This is a genomic window from Streptomyces sp. bgisy159, from assembly GCF_057707805.1.
In genome coordinates, this window is record NZ_JBYIQX010000010.1 from 53,885 (window position 1) to 74,219 (window position 20,335).

19 protein-coding genes and 1 pseudogene are annotated in these 20,335 nt (G+C 73.8%); 9 read left to right on the forward strand and 11 right to left on the reverse strand.

The genetic code is table 11. The features are described from left to right. Positions 1 to 126 precede the first annotated feature (126 nt). The 3 genes from AC3ET3_RS12585 (at position 127) to AC3ET3_RS12595 (ending at position 3,084) form a co-directional block, all read left to right on the forward strand. Positions 127 to 1,509, forward strand: a complete 1,383-nt coding sequence (locus AC3ET3_RS12585) for an MBL fold metallo-hydrolase (protein ID WP_432137014.1) — start codon at positions 127 to 129, stop codon at positions 1,507 to 1,509. 136 nt (positions 1,510 to 1,645) lie between these two features. Further along, positions 1,646 to 2,227 (forward strand): rhodanese-like domain-containing protein, encoded by a 582-nt coding sequence (locus AC3ET3_RS12590; protein WP_432137013.1) that lies wholly within the window; start codon positions 1,646 to 1,648, stop codon positions 2,225 to 2,227. After that, entirely contained in the window at positions 2,224 to 3,084 is an 861-nt protein-coding gene (locus AC3ET3_RS12595; RefSeq protein WP_432156239.1) for a sulfite exporter TauE/SafE family protein, read from the forward strand. Before AC3ET3_RS12590 ends, AC3ET3_RS12595 begins: the two co-directional genes overlap by 4 nt. Position 3,085: 1 nt before the next feature. Here the strand turns inward: AC3ET3_RS12595 and AC3ET3_RS12600 are convergent, their stop codons facing one another. From AC3ET3_RS12600 to sqr, 3 genes are read right to left on the reverse strand one after another with little or no spacing between them, the layout of a single operon-like run. Then, a complete protein-coding gene (locus AC3ET3_RS12600) occupies positions 3,086 to 3,559 on the reverse strand; it encodes a DsrE/DsrF/DrsH-like family protein (RefSeq protein WP_432137011.1) in 474 nt (157 codons plus the stop codon). A 29-nt stretch (positions 3,560 to 3,588) separates the two neighbouring features. Beyond that, positions 3,589 to 3,906: a TusE/DsrC/DsvC family sulfur relay protein gene (locus AC3ET3_RS12605; protein ID WP_432137010.1), complete on the reverse strand. Its 318-nt coding sequence runs from the start codon at positions 3,904 to 3,906 to the stop codon at positions 3,589 to 3,591. A gap of 38 nt (positions 3,907 to 3,944) precedes the next feature. Next, complete coding sequence (sqr, locus tag AC3ET3_RS12610) at positions 3,945 to 5,183, reverse strand: type III sulfide quinone reductase, selenoprotein subtype (RefSeq protein WP_432137009.1); 1,239 nt, start codon at positions 5,181 to 5,183, stop codon at positions 3,945 to 3,947. 347 nt (positions 5,184 to 5,530) lie between these two features. Between sqr and AC3ET3_RS12615 the strand changes: the two genes are divergently transcribed. Next, positions 5,531 to 5,983 (forward strand): OsmC family protein, encoded by a 453-nt coding sequence (locus AC3ET3_RS12615; RefSeq protein ID WP_432137008.1) that lies wholly within the window; start codon positions 5,531 to 5,533, stop codon positions 5,981 to 5,983. 76 nt (positions 5,984 to 6,059) lie between these two features. Continuing rightward, positions 6,060 to 6,347: a metal-sensitive transcriptional regulator gene (locus AC3ET3_RS12620; RefSeq protein ID WP_432137007.1), complete on the forward strand. Its 288-nt coding sequence runs from the start codon at positions 6,060 to 6,062 to the stop codon at positions 6,345 to 6,347. 314 nt (positions 6,348 to 6,661) lie between these two features. On the opposite strand, the gene AC3ET3_RS12625 is transcribed toward AC3ET3_RS12620, so the two are convergent. The 4 genes from AC3ET3_RS12625 to AC3ET3_RS12640 form a co-directional block, all read right to left on the reverse strand. Beyond that, entirely contained in the window at positions 6,662 to 7,765 is a 1,104-nt protein-coding gene (locus tag AC3ET3_RS12625; protein WP_435612122.1) for a lytic polysaccharide monooxygenase auxiliary activity family 9 protein, read from the reverse strand. Positions 7,766 to 8,011: 246 nt separating this feature from the next. Beyond that, the gene (locus tag AC3ET3_RS12630) at positions 8,012 to 10,207 is read right to left on the reverse strand and encodes a glycoside hydrolase family 3 N-terminal domain-containing protein (protein WP_435612123.1); all 2,196 of its coding nucleotides are present in this window, start codon (positions 10,205 to 10,207) and stop codon (positions 8,012 to 8,014) included. 116 nt (positions 10,208 to 10,323) lie between these two features. Continuing rightward, positions 10,324 to 11,463 carry a glycoside hydrolase family 12 protein gene (locus AC3ET3_RS12635; protein WP_435612124.1) on the reverse strand — a complete coding sequence of 380 codons (1,140 nt, stop codon included), beginning with the start codon at positions 11,461 to 11,463 and terminating at the stop codon, positions 10,324 to 10,326. Between the two features lie 290 nt (positions 11,464 to 11,753). Beyond that, positions 11,754 to 12,776, reverse strand: coding sequence for a LacI family DNA-binding transcriptional regulator (locus tag AC3ET3_RS12640; protein ID WP_432137003.1), 1,023 nt, complete (start codon positions 12,774 to 12,776; stop codon positions 11,754 to 11,756). 195 nt (positions 12,777 to 12,971) lie between these two features. Between AC3ET3_RS12640 and AC3ET3_RS12645 the strand changes: the two genes are divergently transcribed. Next, positions 12,972 to 14,468, forward strand: coding sequence for an LCP family protein (locus AC3ET3_RS12645; RefSeq protein WP_435612125.1), 1,497 nt, complete (start codon positions 12,972 to 12,974; stop codon positions 14,466 to 14,468). Between the two features lie 165 nt (positions 14,469 to 14,633). On the opposite strand, the gene AC3ET3_RS12650 is transcribed toward AC3ET3_RS12645, so the two are convergent. The 3 genes from AC3ET3_RS12650 to AC3ET3_RS12660 all read right to left on the reverse strand — a co-directional run bounded on the left by AC3ET3_RS12650 (position 14,634) and on the right by AC3ET3_RS12660 (position 17,012). Then, complete coding sequence (locus AC3ET3_RS12650) at positions 14,634 to 14,996, reverse strand: ArsR/SmtB family transcription factor (RefSeq protein ID WP_432137001.1); 363 nt, start codon at positions 14,994 to 14,996, stop codon at positions 14,634 to 14,636. A 166-nt stretch (positions 14,997 to 15,162) separates the two neighbouring features. Beyond that, complete coding sequence (locus AC3ET3_RS12655; protein WP_435612126.1) at positions 15,163 to 15,819, reverse strand: response regulator transcription factor; 657 nt, start codon at positions 15,817 to 15,819, stop codon at positions 15,163 to 15,165. Then, complete coding sequence (locus AC3ET3_RS12660) at positions 15,816 to 17,012, reverse strand: sensor histidine kinase (protein WP_435612127.1); 1,197 nt, start codon at positions 17,010 to 17,012, stop codon at positions 15,816 to 15,818. The genes AC3ET3_RS12655 and AC3ET3_RS12660 overlap by 4 nt, the downstream gene beginning before the upstream one ends. A gap of 223 nt (positions 17,013 to 17,235) precedes the next feature. Between AC3ET3_RS12660 and AC3ET3_RS12665 the strand changes: the two genes are divergently transcribed. From AC3ET3_RS12665 to AC3ET3_RS12675, 3 genes and pseudogenes are all read left to right on the forward strand, one after another. Beyond that, positions 17,236 to 17,751, forward strand: a complete 516-nt coding sequence (locus AC3ET3_RS12665; RefSeq protein WP_432136998.1) for a YceI family protein — start codon at positions 17,236 to 17,238, stop codon at positions 17,749 to 17,751. A gap of 27 nt (positions 17,752 to 17,778) precedes the next feature. Then, a complete protein-coding gene (locus tag AC3ET3_RS12670) occupies positions 17,779 to 18,711 on the forward strand; it encodes an ABC transporter ATP-binding protein (protein ID WP_435612128.1) in 933 nt (310 codons plus the stop codon). Then, positions 18,708 to 19,373, forward strand: a pseudogene (locus AC3ET3_RS12675) (ABC transporter permease); the annotation flags it as partial. The gene AC3ET3_RS12670 and the pseudogene AC3ET3_RS12675, both read left to right, overlap by 4 nt. Here the strand turns inward: AC3ET3_RS12675 and AC3ET3_RS12680 are convergent. Then, positions 19,268 to 20,275, reverse strand: a complete 1,008-nt coding sequence (locus AC3ET3_RS12680; RefSeq protein WP_435612129.1) for a glycosyltransferase family 9 protein — start codon at positions 20,273 to 20,275, stop codon at positions 19,268 to 19,270. The pseudogene AC3ET3_RS12675 and the gene AC3ET3_RS12680 sit on opposite strands and share 106 nt — an antisense overlap. Positions 20,276 to 20,335 lie beyond the last annotated feature (60 nt).

A 20,335-nucleotide genomic window follows, 5' to 3' on the forward strand; every position in this document is an offset into this window, starting at 1 on the left:
CGCCGGTCCGGGCATCCCCCGGCCCGGACCGGCCCCTCCCGCCCTCGTCCCAGGGCGGACCAGACCCCCATTAATACCCCCCGGGGTATTACAGACCCGTTCGTCCGAGAGGGAGATCACCGGACCATGTTCTTCGCCCAGTACTACCTCGACTGCCTCTCCCAGGCGTCGTACATGATCGCCGACGAGACGACCGGCAGGGCCGTCGTCGTCGATCCGCGCCGGGACGTCTCGGAGTACCTCACCGACGCCGAGGCCCACGGTTTCACCATCGAGGCCGTGCTCAACACCCACTTCCACGCCGACTTCCTCGCCGGGCACCTGGAACTCGCCGACCGCACCGGCGCCTGGATCGGCTACGGTCGGCGCGCCGACGCGGAGTACCCGATCCGGCGGCTCGCCGACGGAGAGGTGATCAGCCTCGGCGACGTACGGCTGCGGATCATGGAGACCCCGGGCCACACCCCTGAGTCGATCAGCATCGTGGTCCACGAGCACGCCGACGACTCCGTCCCCTACGGGGTGCTCACCGGCGACGCCCTGTTCATCGGCGACGTGGGCCGCCCCGACCTGCTCGCCTCGTTCGGAGTGACCGCCGACGAGCTCGGCTCGATGCTCTACGACAGCATCCACCACAAGCTGATGGCCCTGCCGGACGCGGTACGGGTCTTCCCCGCGCACGGCGCCGGCTCCGCCTGCGGCAAGAACCTCTCCACCCAGCGCCAGTCCACCATCGGCGAGCAGCGCGCCACCAACTACGCCTGCCGGCCGATGAGCGAGGAGCGGTTCGTGGAACTGGTCACCGCCGGCCAGTCCACGGCACCCGCCTACTTCGTGTACGACGCGATCCTCAACCGCAAGGAGCACGGCCTGTTCGACGCGGCCGCCGCCCCCCGGCCGCTGTCCGCCGAGGAGTTCATGGAGCGGCGTGCGGCCGGCGCGGTCGTCGTCGACGCCCGCTCGCCGCAGGAGTTCGCCGCCGGTCATCTGCGCGGCTCGGTCAACGTGCCCGCCGACGGCCGGTTCGCGGAGCAGGCCGGCATGGTCGTCACCCCGGACGACGAGGTGGTGGTCGTGGCGCCGCAGGACCGCGAGGAGGAGGTCGTCACCCGGCTGGCCCGGATCGGCTTCGACCGGGTCGGCGGATACCTGCGCGAACCCGAGGGCGCCTTTCCGGCGCTGGCGGGCGAGATGGAGCAGGCCAGCCGGCTGACGGCGGACGAGCTGCGCATGCTGCTGGACGGCGACGACGCGCCGCTGGTCCTCGACGTGCGGGGCGACGCCGAGCGCGAGGGCGGCTTCATCGAGGGCTCCCTGCACATCCCGCTGGCCGAACTGGCCCGCCGCGCCGGGGAGATCCCGGCCGGGCGCCCGCTGGTGGTGCACTGCGCCGGCGGCCACCGCTCCTCCATCGCCGCCAGCCTGCTGCGCCACCAGGGCCGCGCCGACGTGTCCGACCTGCTCGGCGGCTACGGCGCCTGGCCCGTCCACACCACCGCCGACGCCTGACCCGGCCCGCACCCCGGGCGGCGGCCCGCAGCACCGGCCGCCGCCCCGTACTGTCCTGCGCCGCCCTGCGCCACCCGAACCGTCCTGCGCCACCCATCCGGCCTCTGCCGCCCGTCCGACAGCGAGGAACACCCCCGTGACGACACCGACCGACCCCCCGCGTCTCGACCCCGCCACCCTGCGCACCCTCCACGAGCAGGGCTCGGGCCCCCGGCTGCTGGACGTGCGCACGCCGGGCGAGTTCCGCACCGCCCACATACCCGGCTCGTACAACGTCCCGCTGGACACCCTGCGCGAGCACCGCGACGAGATCCGGCACCACCTAGACGAGGAGGTCGTCCTCATCTGCCGCTCCGGCGCCCGGGCCGCCCGCGCCGAGCGGGCGCTGGCCGAGGCCGGGCTGCCCAACCTGCGGATCCTGGACGGCGGTGTGATGGCCTGGGAGGCGGCGGGCGGCGCCCTGACCCGGGGGCCCGAGCGCTGGGAGCTGGAGCGGCAGGTGCGGCTGGTCGCCGGCTCGCTGGTCCTGGTCAGCGGTGTCGCGGGGGTGTTCGTGCCGGGGCTGCACCTGATCGGCACGGCCGTCGGCGGGGGTCTGGCGGTCGCCGCGCTCACCAACACCTGCGCGATGGGGATGCTGCTGTCGAAGCTGCCGTACAACCGCGGCCCGCGCACCGACCTGGACGGTGTCGTGGCCGCGCTGCGGAGCGCTCCGTGATCGTCCTGGTCGTCGCCGCGTCCCTGCTCGTCGGGGTCGCGCTGGGTGTCCTGGGCGGCGGCGGGTCCATCCTGACGGTTCCCGTGCTGGTCTACCTGGCCGGCGTGGAGACCAAGGAGGCCATCGCCACCTCCCTGTTCGTCGTCGGCGTCACCAGCGCCGCCGGGGTGGTCGCGCACGCCCGCGCCGGACGCGTCCGCTGGCGCACCGGGCTGCTGTTCGGCCTGGCCGGCATGATCGGCGCCTACGCGGGCGGGCGGCTGGCCGAGTTCGTCGCCGCCTCCGTGCTGCTGATCGCGTTCGCCCTGATGATGATCGCCACCGCCGTCGCCATGATCCGCGGCCGGCGCGGGCCGCGGAAGGCCGCTCCGCACGAACTCCCCGTCGCACACGTCCTGCTGGACGGCATCGTGGTGGGGCTGGTGACCGGTCTGGTCGGCGCGGGCGGCGGCTTCCTGGTCGTCCCGGCGCTGGCCCTGCTCGGCGGGCTGCCGATGACGGTCGCCGTCGGCACCTCCCTTCTCGTCATCGCCATGAAGTCGTTCGCCGGGCTGGCCGGTTACCTGGCCAGTGTGCACATCGACTGGGGCCTGGCCGCCCTCGTCACGGTGACCGCCGTGGTCGGCGCTCTGCTCGGCGGCCGCGTCGCCGGGCGCCTGCCGCAGGACGCGCTGCGCCGGGCCTTCGGCTGGTTCGTCGCCGTCATGGGGGTCTTCGTGCTCGGGCAGCAGGTCGGCTTCGGCCCGCTGCGTGCCCTGTCGGCCAGTCCCTGGCTGTGGGCCGGCCTCGCCGCCGCGGCCTGCGTCCCGGTCGCCCGGTTCGTGCAGCGGGCCGCTCACGCGCGGCGAGGCTCGTGACTCAGGTGTAGATGATCTGGCCGCCGGCGGCGTGCTCGTAGAACTCGCCGACCGTGATGATGCCCTGCACCTGTTCCACCAGGTCGTCCTTGTCCAGCTCGAACAGGTCGACCGAGGCCTTGCACGCGTAGAGACCGGCACCGGTGTCGGAGATCATCTCGATGAACTCGGGGATCGGCGGGATGTCGAGCTTGTCCATCTTGCGCGCCATGAAGCGGGTGACCAGGTCGGGCACGCCCGGCAGGCCGCCCAGCAGGGTCGGCAGGTGCAGGCCCGGGTTGCCGACGGTGGCCAGCTTGATGTGGTCCCAGCGCCTCCTGGTCACGGCGTCCAGACCGAAGAAGGTGAAGAACAGATCGGCCTCGATGCCCTCCGCGCGGGCGCCGTTGGCCATGATCAGTGCCGGGTAGACGCCCTCCAGGGAGCCCTTGGAGACGATGATCGAGACCTTCTCGATGGTGGCGGTGTCCGCCATGGTGTCCTCCTCCTCGGATGCGGCGGCGCTCAGATGCAGCCGCGCGGCTTGGGAATCCCGGCGATCTTCGCGGCCGTCTTGGCCGGGCCCTTCGGGAAGAGCTGGTACAGCTCCTTCACCCCGACCCCGGAGGTCTTGCCGAGCACCCGGACCGTCGGGCCGGTGCCCTTCTCGGCGTACTGGTCGCGCATGAAGCGGATCACCTGCCAGTGCCGCTCGGTGAGGGTGTCGATGCCGGTCTCCTTCGCGATCTGCTCGGCCATCGGCTCGGTCCAGCGGCTCGGGTCGGTGAAGAACCCCTCGTCGTCGACCGGGACGGAGGTGCCGTCGTAGGCGGCGGTGGGCATGGTGGGCTCCATTCGTCTCAGGCGGGAATGCGGGCGTTTCAGGCGGGGATGCGGGTCTTGCCGCGCCGGGGCATCTCCGCGCCGATGCCGGGGAGGTCGCGGCCGGGCAGCAGGCTGTGCCAGTACAGCCACTCGAAGGCCAGCTTGCCGAGGTGGTTGAGGTGCGACTCCTTCAGCAGCGGCAGTCCGACGGCGCCCGGGTAGTGGCCGGGCAGCGGCTCGGTGTCGTAGCTGAAGTCGATGAGCAGGGCCTGGTGGTGGCCGGTCTCGACGAAGCAGTTGGTGTGCCCGTCGAAGGCGGCGGACAGCGGCCGCCCGGCCAGGAGGTCGGCGATGTTGCGCACCAGCGTCTCGCCCTCGAAGTGCGCCACCGAGCCGGCCTTGGAAACCGGCAGGCCGGCCGCGTCGCCGATCGCGAACACCTCCGGGTACTCGGGGTGCTGGAGGGTGCGCGGGTCGACCGGGACGAAGTCCAGTTCGTCACCGAGCCCCTCGGACCGGCCCACGTACGCGGCGCCGCCGTGCAGCGGCACCACCACGGCGAGGTCGAAGGGCACCTCGCGGTCGTCGTACGACACCAGCCGGCCGCCCGTGCCGTCGACCTCGCCGAGGGTGAACTCGGTGACCAGCTCGATGCCCTTGCGCTCCAGCAGCCCGGCCAGCGCCCGGGCGGCGACCGGCTTGGTGAACGCGGAGTCCAGCGGGGTGGCGTAGGTCAGACGGACCTTGTCGCGGATGCCGCGGCGCTGGAAGTACCAGTCGGCCAGGAAGGCGAACTCCAGGGGCGCCACCGGGCACTTGACCGGCAGGTCGGCCACGTCGATCACCAGCCGGCCACCCTCGAAGCGCTCCAGCGCCCGGCGCAGGCCCGTGGCGCCGGGCAGGTCGTAGAAGGTGAACACCTTCTCGTCCCAGCCGGGCCCGGTCAGCCCCTCGGTCTCCTCCGGCAGCAGCCGGGCGCCCGTGGCGACCACCAGGACGTCGTAGGTGAGCGTGATGCCGCCGCCGAGGTGGACCGTGCGCGCGGCGGCGTCGACCCGTTCGACCGGCGCCTGTTTGTAGTCGACGCCCCGCAGCTGGTCCGGGCGGGGGCGGACCAGGTGCCGGGGCTCCGCCGCGCCGAACGGCAGGAAGAGCAGGCCGGGCTGGTACAGGTGGTCGTCGTCCTGGTCGACGACCGTGATCCGGCACTCGCCCTCGTCGTACAGACGACGCAGGCGGTTGGCGGTGAGGGTGCCGGCGGTTCCGCCGCCGAGTATCACGATGTGTGTGCCCATGCCTTCACAGTGGCGCCGGGGAACGCCGTGAGGCAGGGGCCGCAAGTCCCCCTCCCGGTACCCACCGGGGTATGCCCACGTCCCGCCTTCCGGACCATTGCGGCCCGGCTCCGCGGCGAAAGCTCCCAGCCCGCATACAGGGCGGGGTATTCCGGACAGGGCCGTTCGCCCGAGGGCCGAACGGCCCGCGCCGCACCCCGTCCGCCCCTCGCCCCGCGGCGCGGGCCGCGGTCGACTGGAGGTGGCGGCGGCCGGGAAACCGGCGGCGGCCGGACCGGGGGACGTCCCCCACACCGACCGGCACCACCGGCCGACACCGATCAGGACCGACGAGGAAGGGCCCGGCCATGACCGGCAGCGCACCGCAGACCCTGGACCCGCACGAGGGGCCGACCCCGCAGACCCACCGCCTGGAGGTCACCCGTCTCGACGGGGACGCCTACACCGTGGACATCCGCGGCCACCGCTTCCAGGTCGACCAACCCGTCGACGCGGGCGGTACGGACACCGCGCCCACCCCCACCGAACTGTTCGCCGCGTCGCTGGCCACCTGTGTGGCCTTCTACGCGGGCCGCTACCTCGACCGCCACGGCCTGCCCCGCGCCGGGCTGCGGGTCCGTACGGAGTTCACCATGGCCGCCGACCGCCCGGCCCGCGTCACCGCGCTGCGCATCGTGGTCGTCCCGCCACCGGAGCTGCCCGAGCGGCGCCGGGAGGCCCTGCTCGCCGTGGCCTCGCACTGCACGGTCCACAACACCCTGCGTCAGCCGCCCGCCGTCGAGATCGCGCTGGAACCCTGACGCCCCGAGGCACCCCCGCCGCCGCCGCGGACCGGCGCGTACAGTACCCGCAGCGGTGTGTCTGCGAGGAGTGGTCGTGCAACTGGAGCTTGAGGGCGCGGATCTGAAGGCCGTGCTGAACCGGCTGCGCCGTGCGCAGGGCCAGATCTCCGGAGTGATCCGGATGATCGAGGAAGGACGCGACTGCGAGGAGGTCGTCACGCAGCTCGCCGCCGCCTCCCGCGCCCTGGACCGGGCCGGCTTCGCGATCATCGCCACCGGTCTGCAGCAGTGCGTGACCGACCTCGGCTCCGGCAGCGCGAACGGCGAGGACCCGGTCGCCGTGCGCGCCCGGCTGGAGAAGCTGTTCCTGTCCCTGGCGTAGGGCCCGGTGCGGTGTCTCCCCACTCCGGCGTTCAGATCGTGGTCCGCACACTCCCGGGGGGCTTCGGGCCACGTCCGGTGGTCCGGCTGAGGGCTGTCCCGTACATGGTCTACGGCGTACTCGACGACCTGCGCCTTCCTCGTTGCCCCGGCGGGGGTCGGGGTGTGCCGGCGGCGTCCCGCCGCCGGCGCGCCGCTCGCCGGGCAGGCGGTGCACCGCCTGCCGGCCGGACGAGGGCGCGGGGAGTGGTCTTCGCCGGGGCCTCCCGCGCGCCCTGTCCGGCCGTCTGTCCGTGTCCCCGCCTCAGGGCCGGGTCACGGTGTGACGCAGCCGATCGAACCGGCCGGCAGGTCGTCGCCGGTCGAGGTGGCGGTGAAGCCGAAGGTGACGCTGCCGCCGGCCGGGACCACCCGGTCGTAGTCCACGTTGCGCACGGTGACGGTGCCGTCCGCGGCGGTGGACAGCGCGCCGCTCCACACGCTGCTGATCCGGGTCCCCGTGCCCGGCTTCCAGCTCACGGCCCAGCCGTCGAGCGGCGCCGTGCCGTGGTTCATGACCTCGACGGACGCCTGGAAGCCGCCGCTCCAGGAGTTGACCACGGAGTACGAGGCCATGCACCCGGCGGACGGATCACCCGTGGTGGGGCTCGGGCTGGGCGTGGGGGACGAGGTGGTCGTGGGGGTCGGGGTCGGAGTGCCGCCCGAGTCTCCGATGCCGGTCACCTCTCCGTGGCCGCCGTCGAAGACGACGTCGGAGCAGGAGAAGAAGTTCTCCTGGCTGTCGGAGCGCACCCACTGGATGAAGATCACCGCGTCTCCGGAACGGCCGGAGGGCAGCGTCAGGTCCCAGTAGTAGTGACCGCCGTCGGTGCCCGGCGAGCCGGACTGCGGCGGGTCGCCGACCGTCTGGACCAGGTCCAGGTCGGCCCAGCGCAGTGTCGAGGTCGGTGACCAGCCGGGCTTGGTGACGTAGACCCGGAACTCACCCGGGTGCGCCGCCCAGTTGCTGTACTGCGCCTGGATGGTCGCCCCGCTGGTCAGATGGGTGCGCGGCCAGTCGGAGCGGGCCGCGTTGTAGGCGGAGAAGTCGTACGGCGACCGGTCGCCGGCGCTGCACAGCGTGCCGTCCGGCACGTATCCGGCGCCCCGGCCCCCGGCGTTGGAGTCCAGGACGGCGAACCAGTTGTAGAGCGAGGTCGCGCCGCTCTCCGCCAGCGCGTCCTGGCAGGCCGGGTTGGAGGGGTCCATCCCGCCGGAGCCGGTGAGACCGTCGAGATAGCAGAGGTAGGTGCGGGAGCCGGGCAGCATCGCCACCCCGTGGGCCTGAGCGCTGCCCTGCCCCAGGAGGGCCAGTCCGAGCGCCGCGACCAACGTCGACAAGACCGCCGCCAGGGACAGCAGTCTGCTGCGTCGAGCCATGTTCTCTCCTTCCGTGGTGGATCCCCCGCCCGCCCGGGGGGAAGCCGGCCGGGCGGGCGGGGAGGTGCGGGTGTCCTCGTCACGCGTGGTTCAGCGGGTGGTTCAGCGGAGGCAACAGGGGGTGGTTCGGGCCGGCGGGGTACGCCAGGTGGTGGTGCCCAGCAGGACGGTGCCCCTGGGTGCGCCGGCGTGCGTGGTGCCGGGGGGGGCGTCCGAGGCGGTGCGGTTTCCGAGGCCCGCGGGCGGTCAGCCGCTCGTACAGGCCGGGGTGGGTGCGCCGGCGCTGCCGGTCGCGATGAAGCCGAACGAGGTGCGGGCGCCGGGGAGCAGCGCGCCGTTGTGAGCGGCGTTGCGCACGGTGGCCCGGCCGTCGTCGGTGGTCAGGGAGCCGTTCCAGAGGTTGGTGATGCCGGAGCCGGCCAGGTCCCAAGTCACCGACCAGCCGGTGAGCGCGGCGGAGCCGGTGTTCTCGACGGTGACCTCGGCCTGGTAGCCGCCCTGCCAGGCGGAGGCCACCCGCAGCGACGCCGTGCAGGCGGCCGGCGACGGGGTCGGGTCCGGGTCCGGGTCGGTGCCGTCGTAGGTCAGCCCGTACCCGTAGGGGAAGAGCGGCGTCTTGCCGTCGCCGTCGTTGACGGGCTGCTGCGCCGAGCTGTTCATCCAGGACATCGGCAGCCTGCCGGTCGGCGCGTGGTCGCCGAACAGCACGTCGGAGACGCCGGCGCCCTCGGTGCCGGGCAGCCAGGCCGCCAGCAGGGCCCGCCAGTCGGGCAGCTGGGCGGCGATGTCCAGGGGGCGGCCGGAGACCAGGACGACGACGACCGGCACACCGCTCGCCCGCAGCCGGGCCAGGGTCCCCAGGTCCTCCTGGTCCAGGCCCAGGCCGTTCGGCCGGTCGCCGCGGCCCTCGGCGTAGGGCGTCTCACCCACCACGGCGACGGCGGCCGTGTAACTGCCGTCGATGCCGTAGCCGTACCGGTCGTAGGTGACCCGGGAGGAGTCGGTGACCGCGTCGCGGATGCCCCGCAGGATGGTGGTGCCCTCGGTCACGGGGCCACTGCCGCCCTGCCAGCCGACCGTCCAGCCGCCGCTCTGGTTGCCGATGTCGTCGGCCGACTTCCCTGCCACGAACAGCTTCGCCGACTTCGGCAGAGGCAGGATCCCGCCGCTGTTCTTCAGCAGCACCTGCGACTGGCGGACCGCTTGCCGGGCCAGCTGCCGGTGCGCGGCCGAGCCGACCGTGCCGGTGTACGACCGGTCGGTCAACGGCTGTTCGAACAGGCCGAGCTGGAACTTCTTGGTGAGGATGCGGCGGTTCGCGTCGTCGATCCGGGAGAGCGGGACACGGCCCGCGGTGACCTCGCCGCGCAGCAGGGTGAGGAACTTCCGGTAGTCGTGCGGGACCATGACCATGTCGACGCCGGCGTTGACGGCCGTGGTGATCTCGGCACCGGTGAAGCCGGTCTGTCCGTCGAGCTGGTCGACGGCCGCCCAGTCGGAGACCACGAACCCGGTGAAGCCCAGTTCGCCCTTGAGGACGTCGGTCACCAGGTACTTGTTGGCGTGCGACTTCACCCCGTTCCAGCTGCTGTACGACAGCATGACCGAGCCGACGCCGCGTCGCACGGCCTCCTGGAAGGGCGGCAGGTGGATCGCCCGCAGCCGCGCCTCGGACAGTTCGGTGTTCCCCTGGTCGACGCCGCCGGTGGTACCCCCGTCGCCGAGGTAGTGCTTGGCGGTGGCGAGCACGGAGCCGGGGCCGGCGCCCAGGGTCTCGCCCTGCAGGCCGGTGACGAACGTCGTCATGGCGGAGGGCAGTTCGGGGGTCTCGCCGTACGACTCGTAGGTGCGGCCCCAGCGGTCGTCGCGGGCCACGCACAGGCACGGCGCGAAGTCCCAGTCGATGCCGGTGCCCGAGACCTCCTCGGCGACCGCCCGGCCGACGCGTTCGACGAGCGCGGGGTCGCGGGTGGCGCCCAGGCCGATGTTGTGCGGGAAGAGGGTGGCTCCGCGGACCGCGTTGTGGCCGTGCACGGCGTCGATGCCGTAGATCATCGGAATGCCGAGCGGGGTGGTCAGCGCGGTGCGCTGGAGGCCGTCGTAGGTGTCGGCCCAGGTCCGGGCGTTGTTGGGGCTGACCGTCGAGTCGCCGCCGGAGAGCACCGAGCCGATGCGGTAGGCGGCGAGGTCGGACTGCGGGACCAGGGCGTCCTTCTCGACCTGCGTCATCTGGCCGAGCTTGTCGTCGAGCGTCATGCGGGCGAGCAGGTCCTCGACCCGGTCGGCCACCGCGACGGAGGGGTCCCGGTAGGGCGCCCCGGCGGCGGACGCCGCGGGCGCGGAGGGTCCCGGGGCGGCCACGGCGGACCCGGTGAGGGCGAGGGCGGCGGCACACAGGGCGAGGGCGGCGGCCGGCCGGCGGCGGGCGGTCAGGAGGCGCATGCGGGTGGGCCTTTCCGGGAGTCGTTCCTGGAGCGGGGCGGCACCGGGGCGGTACCGGGGCCCGCCCGGCCGGCATGGGAGGAGGATGCGGGCGGGCCCCGGGGCTCGGACGCCGGTCAGCCGGTGGCGCAGGCCGTGCCGTTCAGGCTGAACCCGCCGGGCGGGGAGAAGGAGCCGCCGTAGGTGCCCTGGAAGCCGAAGGCCACCTGGCCGCCGGGCGCGATGGCGGCGTTGTACGGCAGGTTGCTCGCGGTCACCGCGCCGGAGGACGAGGACAGGTTCGCGTTCCAGCTGCTGGTGATCCGCTGGCCGGAGGGCAGGGCGAACGCCAGCCGCCAGCCGTTGACGGGCGAGGAGCCGGTGTTGGCGACGGTGACCTCGGCGGTGAAGCCGCCCTGCCAGACGTTCGTCGCGTAGGTCACCCGGCAGGCCGCCGGGTCACCGGGGTCGCCGGGGTCACCCGGGTCGCCGCCGCTGCCGGTGGTGACGGCGGAGGAGAAGGAGGTCACCGCGAGGCCGGTGCCGTTCTGCCAGGGCTCGAACCCGGCCTGAATGCTCGTCAGGTACCAGTCGCCGCCTGCCATTCCGCGGGCCACGGCCTGCCGGACGAAGTCCATGACGTCGAAGCTCCAGCTCGCGATGGCGGAGGGCGCGACGAAGGACAGCACGTCGTTGGAGCCGTTGTTCCCGGACCACACCTGCCACTGGCGGCCGGCCACGGTCGCGGTGCCGACCTGCGAGCCGACCGGCTGGACCGGGCCGACCTTGTGGAACCAGATCATGATCTCGGTGCGGTTCACGCCGTCGGTGCGGGGGGTCGGATCGAGCCAGATGTCGTACGCGGCGTCGTACACCGCGTCGCTCACGTAGCCGTAGGAGATGCTGGTGGGTGCGCCCGTGATGGTGTTCAGCCGCGTGGGGAGGGCGGTGCCCGGTGAGCAGTTGGTGTAGTGGCAGCCGTTGAAGACGGACGGGTACGACTTCGGGGCGCCGTTCGTCGGGACGGAGCCGTCGGCCCTGGTGATGCGGAAGCCCGAGTCGTTGACGGAGATGCACTGGGGGTCGCCGGTGCCCCAGCGGTTGTTCTGGACGACGTAGCGGCCCTGGATCGTGGTCGAGCCGAATTCCTCGCAGATGGTGGTGTCGGCCCGTGCCGCCGGTGCGGCGGTCAGCAGGGCCGCGGCCACGGCCAGGGTGGTGAGCAGCGCGCCGAACAGGCCGCGTGCCCGGCGGGCGTGGTGCTGTGACGGTCGCATGCGGGTCCTCTCGGGGAGGGACGGAGGAGTACGCGCGAGGGGTGGTGCGGGAACGCTCCCACGACTAGTTTGATGGGAGCGCTCCCATCCACTGGTTCAGCCACGGACTGTAGGGACGAAGGCGTGCACCTGACAAGGCCACGGACCGGAATCCGTCGAACGGATTCCGACGTGGCCGGTCAGCCGGGTGCGGGGCAAGTGCGGCTGTCGACGACCGAGCGGCGCGCCCGAGCTGGGAGCGCTCCCGAACGTGCCGCAACGGCGGTCGGAACCAGGCGGTGCGGGCGGGCTCAGGCGGACTCGCGCACCACCAGCGCCGTGCGCAGGATGACGTGGCGCCAGGCCAGGGCGGGCTCCTCCAGCTCCTCCAGGAGCAGCCGGACCATGGCCCGCCCGATCTCCTCCAGCGGCTGGCGCACGGTGGTGAGCCGGGGCTCGGTCCGCTGGGCCAGCGGGAAGTCGTCGAAGCCGATCACGGCGACGTCCTCGGGCACCCGGCGTCCGGCGGCGCGCAGCGCGTGCAGGGCGCCGGCGGCCGTGGTGTCCGAGGCGGCGACGACGCCATCGATGTCGGGGTGCCGGTCGATCAGCTCGGCCATGGCCCGGCGCCCGCTGTCCTCGGTGAAGTCGCCCTCGGCGACCCGGGAGGGCCCGTCGGCCAGCCCGGCCAGCGCCAGGCCCTCGCGGTAGCCGCGCAGCCGGCACCGGGCGACGTGCATGTCGGGCGGGCCGGTGATCGTGGCGATCCTCGTACGGCCCCGTCGCACGAGGTGGGCGACCGCGTCGCGGGCCCCGCCGGCGTTGTCCGCGTCGACGTAGCTGACGTGCTCGTCACCGGAGCGGCGGCCCAGCATGACGGTCGGCAGCCGGGCGTCGGCGAGCATGTCGGGCAGCGGGTCGTCGGCGTGCACCGACATCAGCAGCACCCCGTCGACCCGGCCGCCGCGCGCGTACTCCAGGAACCGCTGCCGCTCGGCGTCCGAGCGGACCAGGGTCAGCAGCAGTTGCAGACCGGTGCCGGTCAGCGCGTCGCCGAGCGAGCGGACGATCTCGGAGAAGAAGGGCTCCGCGAACAGCCGCCAGTCCGGCTCGGTCATCACCAGGGCGACGGCGTCGGCCCGCCGTCCGGCCAGCGAGCGGGCCGCGAGGTTGGGCACGTATCCCAGCTCCGCGATGGCCCGCTGCACGGCGCGGCGCGTCGACTCCTTGACGCCGGTCGCGTTGTTGATGACGCGGGAGACCGTGCCCCGGCCCACCCCGGCCAGGGCGGCGACCTCCTCCAGCGTCGGCGTGCCCGGGCGCTGTCTGCCCATGCCACCTCCCCCAAGAGATCACCGATCCTACGATCCCGGCGCCGGCCGGGACATCGGCCCCGGGCCGTCCCGCCGAGCCGGGCCCGCGGTGATGCCGGGGGCGGCGATCCGCGGGGTTCACCCGCTGATCGTCCATGCGGCCATTCTTGCTACATTGCGCAACCGTACAATCGTACGATCAGTCAGGGGGCAGGGATGACCACGACCAGCGATCGCGCCGCCCGTTCCCGCCCGCGGCGGGCGCGTCCACGCGGCCGTCGCCCCCTGCGGACCGCGCTGCTCGTCGCGCTGGCGGTGGCGGTGCTCGGCGCGGCTGGCGCGGGATGGATCTACCTCAAGCTGAACGGCAGCATCGACACCTTCGACGGCGACGGACTGTCCAGGAACCGCCCGGAGGCCGGCTCGTCGGAGGGGGAGAACGTCCTCGTCATCGGCTCGGACGCGCGCACCGACGGCAACGACGCCCTCGGCGGCGGCGAGAAGGACGACATCGGCCGCTCCGACACCGCCTTCCTGCTGCACGTCTACGCCGACCACCAGCACGCCATAGCCGTCTCCATCCCCCGCGACACCCTGGTCACCATCCCGCCGTGCAGACTCCCCGACGGCAGCTGGACGAAGACCCGGCCGGACACCATGTTCAACGCGGCCTTCTCCGTCGGGCAGACGCAGAAGGGCAACCCGGCCTGCACCCAGAACACCGTCGAGCAGCTCACCGGGCTGCGGGTGGACCACACGGTCGTCGTCGACTTCAAGGGGTTCGCGGCGCTGACCGACGTGGTGGGCGGGGTGCCGGTGTGCCTGCCGAACGAGATCTACCAGAAGGATCTCAACCCCAAGCGCGCCACCCGGGGCGGCCTCCTCTTCCCCCGGGGCGAGCAGACCGTGTCCGGGCAGAAGGCCCTGGACTACGTCCGCCTGCGGCACGGCATCGGCGACGGCTCCGACATAGGCCGTATCAAGCGCCAGCAGGCCTTCGTCTCCAGCCTCCTCAAGGAGATCAAGGACAACGGCCTCACCCCGACCAAGCTGCTGCCGCTCGCCGAAGCGGCCACCGGCTCGATGACCGTCGACCCGGGGCTGGGCTCGGCGAAGAAGCTGATCTCCTTCGCCATGTCGCTGAAGGACATCGACCTGCACAACACCAAGTTCCTCACCATCCCCTGGCGGTACGAGGGGACTCGGGTGGCCGTCGTGGAGCCCGACGCCTCCCAGTTGTGGGCCGCGCTGAAGGCGGACCGCACGCTCGACGGCAAGGACGCCAGCGGCGGCAGGAAGGCCGCGCCGGCCTCCCCGTCGCCGGCCGCCGGCGAGCCGGTGTCGGGGGACGGCATCGCGGTCGCCGTCTACAACGGCACCACCACCCGGGGGCTGGCCTCGACCGCCGCGACGGCCCTCACCTCGCACGGCTTCACGGTCACCGGCACCGGGAACGCCCACAGCCAGAACCACGCCACGACCCTGGTCCAGTACGGGTCCGGCCGGCGGGCCGAGGCCGAACGGGTCGCCGAACTGTTCCCCGGCGCCGAGCTGCAGGCCGTCGGGGGCTCCGGCGTGACCCTCGTCGTCGGCCGCAACTACCCGGCGGAGTCGCCCGCCGCGTCGCCGGTCCCGACCTCCGTGCCGTCCTCGGTGGCCGGCCAGGCGCGCTCCGCCGACGACGACCTGTGCTCGAACCTCTCGTACGGCTGAGCCGCCGTCGCCGCCCCGCTCCCCCGCCATGCCGTGGCGGCCCACTCCGGCGCGGCGGCTCACGCGGGCCGGATCCGGCAGGCCGGCGCCGCGCGGCGGGGGCGCGGACGGGTCCGGTCGGCGGCCCCGGCCCGGCGTACGGCGCACCGGGGGGCGGGCGGCGGCTCAGCCCCCGGTGCCCCGCAGTCGGTCCACCGGCGCGGTCGGCTGCCCGGAGCGCGCGGCGAGCTGTCCGACCATCACGCGGACCACGGTCACGATGTCGGGGTCGTCGACGTAGTACACCTGGCGCCGCCCCTCCCGCCGGGCGCGCACCAGCCCGGCGAGCTTGAGCTTGGCCAGGTGCTGGCTGACCGCGGGCAGCGCGCCGCCGACCAGGTCGGCGAGGTGGCTGACGTCGCTCTCGCCCTGGGACAGCGCCCACATGATGTGCAGCCGGGCCGGCGAGGCGAGCAGTGAGAAGACGGCGGCCGCCTCCGTCAGGACCTCGGCGGACGGGTCCTGGAATCCACCGACGTGCTCCGCCACGGCCTCTCCTGTTCCGCCCTCGATCCCGTGGACCAGTCTAGGCGCGGCACGCGCCCCGCCGTGCCCGTCGGCCGCCGGGCGGACGGAGTGCGAACGGGCCGGAGCCGTCCGCGTAAGCGCTCCCGTCCCAGGGCAGCGGGGCGACCCACCGGGCCGGCGGCGGGGGTCAGCCGTCGACGAGGCCCGCGTCATGGGCGAGCAGCCCGGCCTGGGTGCGGTTGACGCAGTCGAGCTTGTCGAGCATGCGGGACACGTAGCCCTTGACGGTGGCCTCGGAGAGGTGGAGGCGGGCCGCGATCCGGGCGTTGGACAGGCCCTCGCCGAGGCCCGCCAGGACCTGGGCCTCGCGTTCGGTGAGGGTGGCGACCAGTTCCCGGGCACGGTCCCGGGCCGAGAGGGCGTCGGTGGACGCGGCGATCAGCCGGCGCGCCGCGGACGGGGAGAGCACCGTGTGCCCCCGCGCGGCGGTGCGGACCAGCCCGATCAGCTCCTCCGGCGGGGTCGACTTGACCAGGAAGCCGGTGGCGCCGGCCCGCAGCGCCCGCAGCACGTACTGGTCGGCGTCGAACGTGGTCAGCACCACGACGTGCGGCGGGTCCGCCAGCCGGTTGATGTGCTCGATCGCGGTCAGGCCGTCCATGCCGGGCATCCGCAGGTCCATCAGGACGACGTCGGGGCGGCTGCGGCGGACCGCCGCCAGGCCGGCCGCGCCGTCGTGCGCCTCGTCGACGACCTCGATGTCGTCGGCCGAGCCGAGGATGGTGCGCAGGAACCCGCACACCATGGGCTCGTCGTCCACCACCACCACGCGGGCCACGCTCACACCACCGGTTCCGCCGTCGGGACGTAGGAGGGCAGCGTCGCCTCGACGCTGAACCCTCCGTCCGGGCCCGGTCCGGCCCGCAGGGTGCCGTGCACCAGCTCGATGCGCCGGCGCAGCCGGTCGATGCCCAGGCCGGAGCCGGTGCCGGCCAGGGCGCTGCTCGGGCGGCCGGTGGGGGCGGTGTTGCGGACGGTGAGCCGCACCCGCGCCTCGCCGTACTCCACCCGTACGGTGACCCGCGCGCCGGGCGCGTGCTTGCGCACGTTGGTCAGCGCCTCGCGCAGCACCCGGTAGGCGGTGCGCCCGACCACCGGCGAGGCCAGCGCCGGGTCGCCCTCCTCGACGAGTTCGGTCGGCACGCCCACGGCAGCCGATTCGGCGACCAGGCCGGCGAAGCCCGCCACCGAGGGCGTGCCGTCGTCCTCGGGGGCGGTGCGCAGGATGCCGACCAGGTCGCGCAGTTCCTCCAGGGCCTGGCAGCCCGCGGCGCGCAGTTCCTCGGCGGCCTTCCGGGTGGGCGCGTCGGAGGCGGTGACCCGCAGCGCGCCCGCCTGGAGCACCATGAGGCTGACCCGGTGGGTGACCACGTCGTGCATCTCGCCGGCGAGCCGCGCGCGTTCCTCGGCGCGGGCCCGCTCGGCCAGCAGGTGCCGTTCCCGTTCGGCGCGCTCGGCGCGCTCGACCAGGGCCCGCACCAGGCGGCGGCGGGCGTCGACGTACAGGGCCAGCAGCGGGCCGACGGCGGTGCGCAGCAGTCCGAGCGTCATCACCGTGAGCGACGCCTCCCAGGGCCGCATGATGATGAGCGTGAACGCGGCGAGAGACAGGAACGCCGTGCGGCGGTCGCACTGGTGGAACAGCGGGCCGTAGGCGGCCACCATCGTGGCGGCCGGCGCCCACACGTTGCCGCCGTCGGCCGGGGTGAGCGCGTGCAGTGGGGAGATCAGCAGGGTCACCGCGAGGGTGAACGCGCCGAGCACCGCGACGACGGTGAGCGGCGCGGTCCGCCGCAGGGCCAGCGAGGCGCAGGCGAGGGCCTGCACGCCCAGCAGGGTCCAGGCGAGCGCGCCGGGGTCCGCGGGCCACCAGGACGCCCGCAGGAGCGTCGCGGCGGTGTCGATCACCACGAAGGCGAGCGCGATGGTCACGTCCACGGCCACCGGGTGCCGGCGGTGCCACGGTCCGTCAGTCATGGCCTCACCGTAGGGCATGCCGACGGCGTTCCGGCCGGGTGCGGCCGGTACGGCCGACCTACGGCGCGGGCGGACCCCGCGATCGTCGCCGACAGACCCTACGAACGTCGCGGGCCGGTCCTGCGAACGTCGCACGGGGCACCACCGCGGCAGTCCGTTCGTAGGCGGGGGACCCGACCGCCCGCCCTGCCGCCCGGGCGGTGCCGCGGCGTGCAATGGGGTCATGGATGCGACAGGCGACGCCGCCCGGGCGATTCCCCGGCTCGGGCGCTACTCGATCGACACCAGCTCGTCCACCGTCTCGTTCTCCGGCCGGCACTTCCTCGGTCTGCTGCCGGTGCGCGGCACCCTCGCGTTGCGCGGTGGCACCGTCGACGTCGCGGAGCCGCTCGCCGAGTCGGTGGTACGGGCCGAGATCGACGCGGCGAGTTTCCGCACGGGCGACGCGCGGCGGGACGGCGCTGTCCGTTCCGCTCGGTTCCTCGACACCGGCCGGCACCCGGTGATCACGTTCGAGTCGGAGGCGGTGGACACCTCGTCGGTGTCCGGCACGCTCACGGTGCGCGGGACGGCCCGGCCGGCGCTTCTGACGGTCGTGGCCGTGCGGGTGCTGCCGGAGTCGTTCGCGGTGCGTGCCACGGCCCGGGTCGACCGCACCGGGTTCGGGGTGACGGCGGCCCGCGCGATGGCCGGACGGTTCTGGGATCTGACGCTGGAGGTCGCATGTGTGCGCCGCTGACGGCGACGGCCCCCGGGGGAGGCCGTCATGGCTAGCGTTGTCGTGGTCGAGGACCTGCACAAGAGCTACGGCGCGGTGCGGGCCGTGCGCGGGGTGGGCTTCGCCGTGGAGCACGGGGAGATCTTCGCGCTGCTCGGCCGCAACGGCGCCGGCAAGACCACCACCATGGAGATCCTGGAGGGCTTCCGCGGCCGGGACTCCGGGCGGGTCGACGTGCTCGGTCTCGATCCGGGCGAGCGGGCCACCGAGCGTGCGCTGCGCGAGCGGATCGGGCTGGTGCTCCAGGACATCGCCGTGGAACCGTATCTGACGGTGCGTGAGACGATCGCCCGCAACGCGGGGTACTACCCGGCGCCCCGCGATGTCGACGAGGTGATGGGCCTGGTCGGACTCACGGGCAAGGGCGGGCAGAAGGCGCGCACGCTGTCCGGCGGGCAGAAGCGCCGGCTGGACCTGGCGCTGGGTCTGATCGGCGACCCGTGTCTGCTGTTCCTTGACGAGCCGACCACCGGCTTCGACCCGAACGCCCGCCGCGCGGCCTGGCGGTTGGTGCGGGACCTGCGCGACGCGGGCACCACCGTCCTGCTGACCACGCACTCCATGGAGGAGGCGCAGGAACTCGCCGACCGGGTCGCGGTGGTCTCCGACGGCCGGATCGTCGCCGAGGGCACCCCGGCGACGCTCGGCGGCCGTGACACCGCGCGGGCCCGCATCCGCTTCACGCTGCCGCCCGGCACCTCGGTGGCCGACCTGCCGGTGGCCGCCGTACCGGAGGCGGACGGCCGGGTCACCGTGGAGGCCGAGGAGGCGACCGGTGTGCTGCACCGGCTGACGCGGTGGGCGCTGGGGCGCGGCACCGTGCTCACCGGGCTGACGGTGGAGCGGCCGACCCTGGAGGACGTGTACCTGCGGCTGACCGACCGCGCCACCGGCCGCACCCCGCGAAGGAGCACCTCGTGAACGCCGGACTGCTGTGGCACCAGGTCCGCTACGAGCAACTGACGTTCTGGCGCAATCCGCAGAACGCGTTCTTCACGTTCGTCTTCCCCGTCGTGGTCGTCACCGTCTTCGGCTGGCTGTTCGGCGGGATCGGCCGGAGCGAGTTCTACTACGGGCGGTCCGCCCTTCAGTACTACGTGTCCACGATCGCCGCGGTGTCCGTCCTGGGCGCCTGCTACAGCCAGCTGGCGATCGTGCTGGCGGGGCGGCGGCAGAACGGCATCCTCAAGCGGGTCCGGGCGACGCCCCTGCCGGCCTCGGTGTACTTCGCGGGGCTGCTGGCGCACTGCGTCCTGGTGAGCGTCGCCGACGTGCTGCTGATCACCGTGGTCGGCCGGTTCTACGGCGTCCCGCTGCCCTCCGCCGCGCAACTGCCGTCGCTGGCGGTGACGCTGGTGCTGGGTGCCGCCGCCTTCTGCGCCCTGGGCGTGGCGGTGGCGTCGCTGATCCGCAACGCGGAGGCCGCGCCGTCGGTGGTGCAGCTGGTGCTGTTCCCGCTCGTGTTCGTCTCGGGCACCTACCTGCCCGTCCACTCCGGTCCGCTGAACGCGATCGCGGGCTCCCTGCCGGTGAAGCCGTTCAACGACGGCCTGCTCACCGCGCTCACCACGGACCACCCGGGCCTGCCCTGGCGGGAGTACGGGGTGCTGCTCCTGTGGGGGGCGGCGGGCGCGGTGGTGGCCGTGCGGCGGTTCCGCTGGGATCCGCGTCCGGAGTGACCCGGGGGCGTGATTGCCGCAGCCCGGCCGGGGCACCCGTCGGCCCGATGGACGAGGTACGACGGATCCTGCTGACCGGCTGGTTCAGCTTCCCGGACGGGGAGGCGACGGCCGGTGACGTGCTCGCCCTGGACCGCGTGCGGGAGGTGGCGGACCGCTCCGGGCTGCCCTACGACGTCGCCTGGAGCCCCGGTTTCCGGTTCGTTGACGACGGCGGCGGCGTGGCGCAGCTCTCCGGTCCAGCGCGGTCCGGGGTCGACGATGCCGTGTTCGACGACGGCGGTCTCGGCGGTGCCGTTGTCCCACATCAGCCGGTTGAAGTGGGTGACGTGGACGAGGGTGACGCCGGGCAGGTCGGCGGCCGGGTGGCGGGTGTCGGGCACGTCGCCGTGCGGGGCGTTGTGCTCCAGGTAGACCAGGGGCGGGCGGCGGCCCAGCCACTGGTCGACGAGGGCGAGTTCGTGGGGGCGCTGGAGGATCACGAGGTCGATGTCCGCGTCGCGCAGGCGCTCCGGGGGGAGTTCGACGACGCTGTCGGGCCAGTCCCAGGTGCGGGCGCGGCCGAGGCTGTTGCCGGGGGCCACGGCGGTGGCCCCGGCGAGCACGCCGGCCAGTTCGGGGGCGCCGGTGCGGCCGCCGAGGTCGAGGCCGTCGGCGCCGCTGACGTAGGCGGTCAGCTCCCGCTCGCCCGGGCCGCCGGTGAAGACCACCCGGTGTCCGGCGGCGCCGAGTTCGCGGACCACCTGGGCGCACCGGGCGAGGCTCCAGGCCCGGGCGGGGACGCTGGCGCCGGGGTGCAGCACCACGTAGGGCGGGGGGCCGGTCAGTGCGGTGGTGTCGGGCGGCAGCAGGATCCGGGGCCGGCC

Excerpts from the sequence above, each read along its gene's own strand:
- AC3ET3_RS12585 (WP_432137014.1), top strand. The coding sequence starts at position 127 with ATGTTCTTCGCCCAGTACTACCTCGACTGCCTCTCCCAGGCGTCGTAC.
- AC3ET3_RS12600 (WP_432137011.1), bottom strand. The coding sequence starts at position 3,559 with ATGGCGGACACCGCCACCATCGAGAAGGTCTCGATCATCGTCTCCAAG.
- AC3ET3_RS12605 (WP_432137010.1), bottom strand. The coding sequence starts at position 3,906 with ATGCCCACCGCCGCCTACGACGGCACCTCCGTCCCGGTCGACGACGAG.
- sqr (WP_432137009.1), bottom strand. The coding sequence starts at position 5,183 with ATGGGCACACACATCGTGATACTCGGCGGCGGAACCGCCGGCACCCTC.
- AC3ET3_RS12615 (WP_432137008.1), top strand. The coding sequence starts at position 5,531 with ATGACCGGCAGCGCACCGCAGACCCTGGACCCGCACGAGGGGCCGACC.
- AC3ET3_RS12625 (WP_435612122.1), bottom strand. The coding sequence starts at position 7,765 with ATGGCTCGACGCAGCAGACTGCTGTCCCTGGCGGCGGTCTTGTCGACG.
- AC3ET3_RS12630 (WP_435612123.1), bottom strand. The coding sequence starts at position 10,207 with ATGCGCCTCCTGACCGCCCGCCGCCGGCCGGCCGCCGCCCTCGCCCTG.
- AC3ET3_RS12635 (WP_435612124.1), bottom strand. The coding sequence starts at position 11,463 with ATGCGACCGTCACAGCACCACGCCCGCCGGGCACGCGGCCTGTTCGGC.
- AC3ET3_RS12640 (WP_432137003.1), bottom strand. The coding sequence starts at position 12,776 with ATGGGCAGACAGCGCCCGGGCACGCCGACGCTGGAGGAGGTCGCCGCC.
- AC3ET3_RS12645 (WP_435612125.1), top strand. The coding sequence starts at position 12,972 with ATGACCACGACCAGCGATCGCGCCGCCCGTTCCCGCCCGCGGCGGGCG.
- AC3ET3_RS12660 (WP_435612127.1), bottom strand. The coding sequence starts at position 17,012 with ATGACTGACGGACCGTGGCACCGCCGGCACCCGGTGGCCGTGGACGTG.
- AC3ET3_RS12665 (WP_432136998.1), top strand. The coding sequence starts at position 17,236 with ATGGATGCGACAGGCGACGCCGCCCGGGCGATTCCCCGGCTCGGGCGC.
- AC3ET3_RS12670 (WP_435612128.1), top strand. The coding sequence starts at position 17,779 with ATGGCTAGCGTTGTCGTGGTCGAGGACCTGCACAAGAGCTACGGCGCG.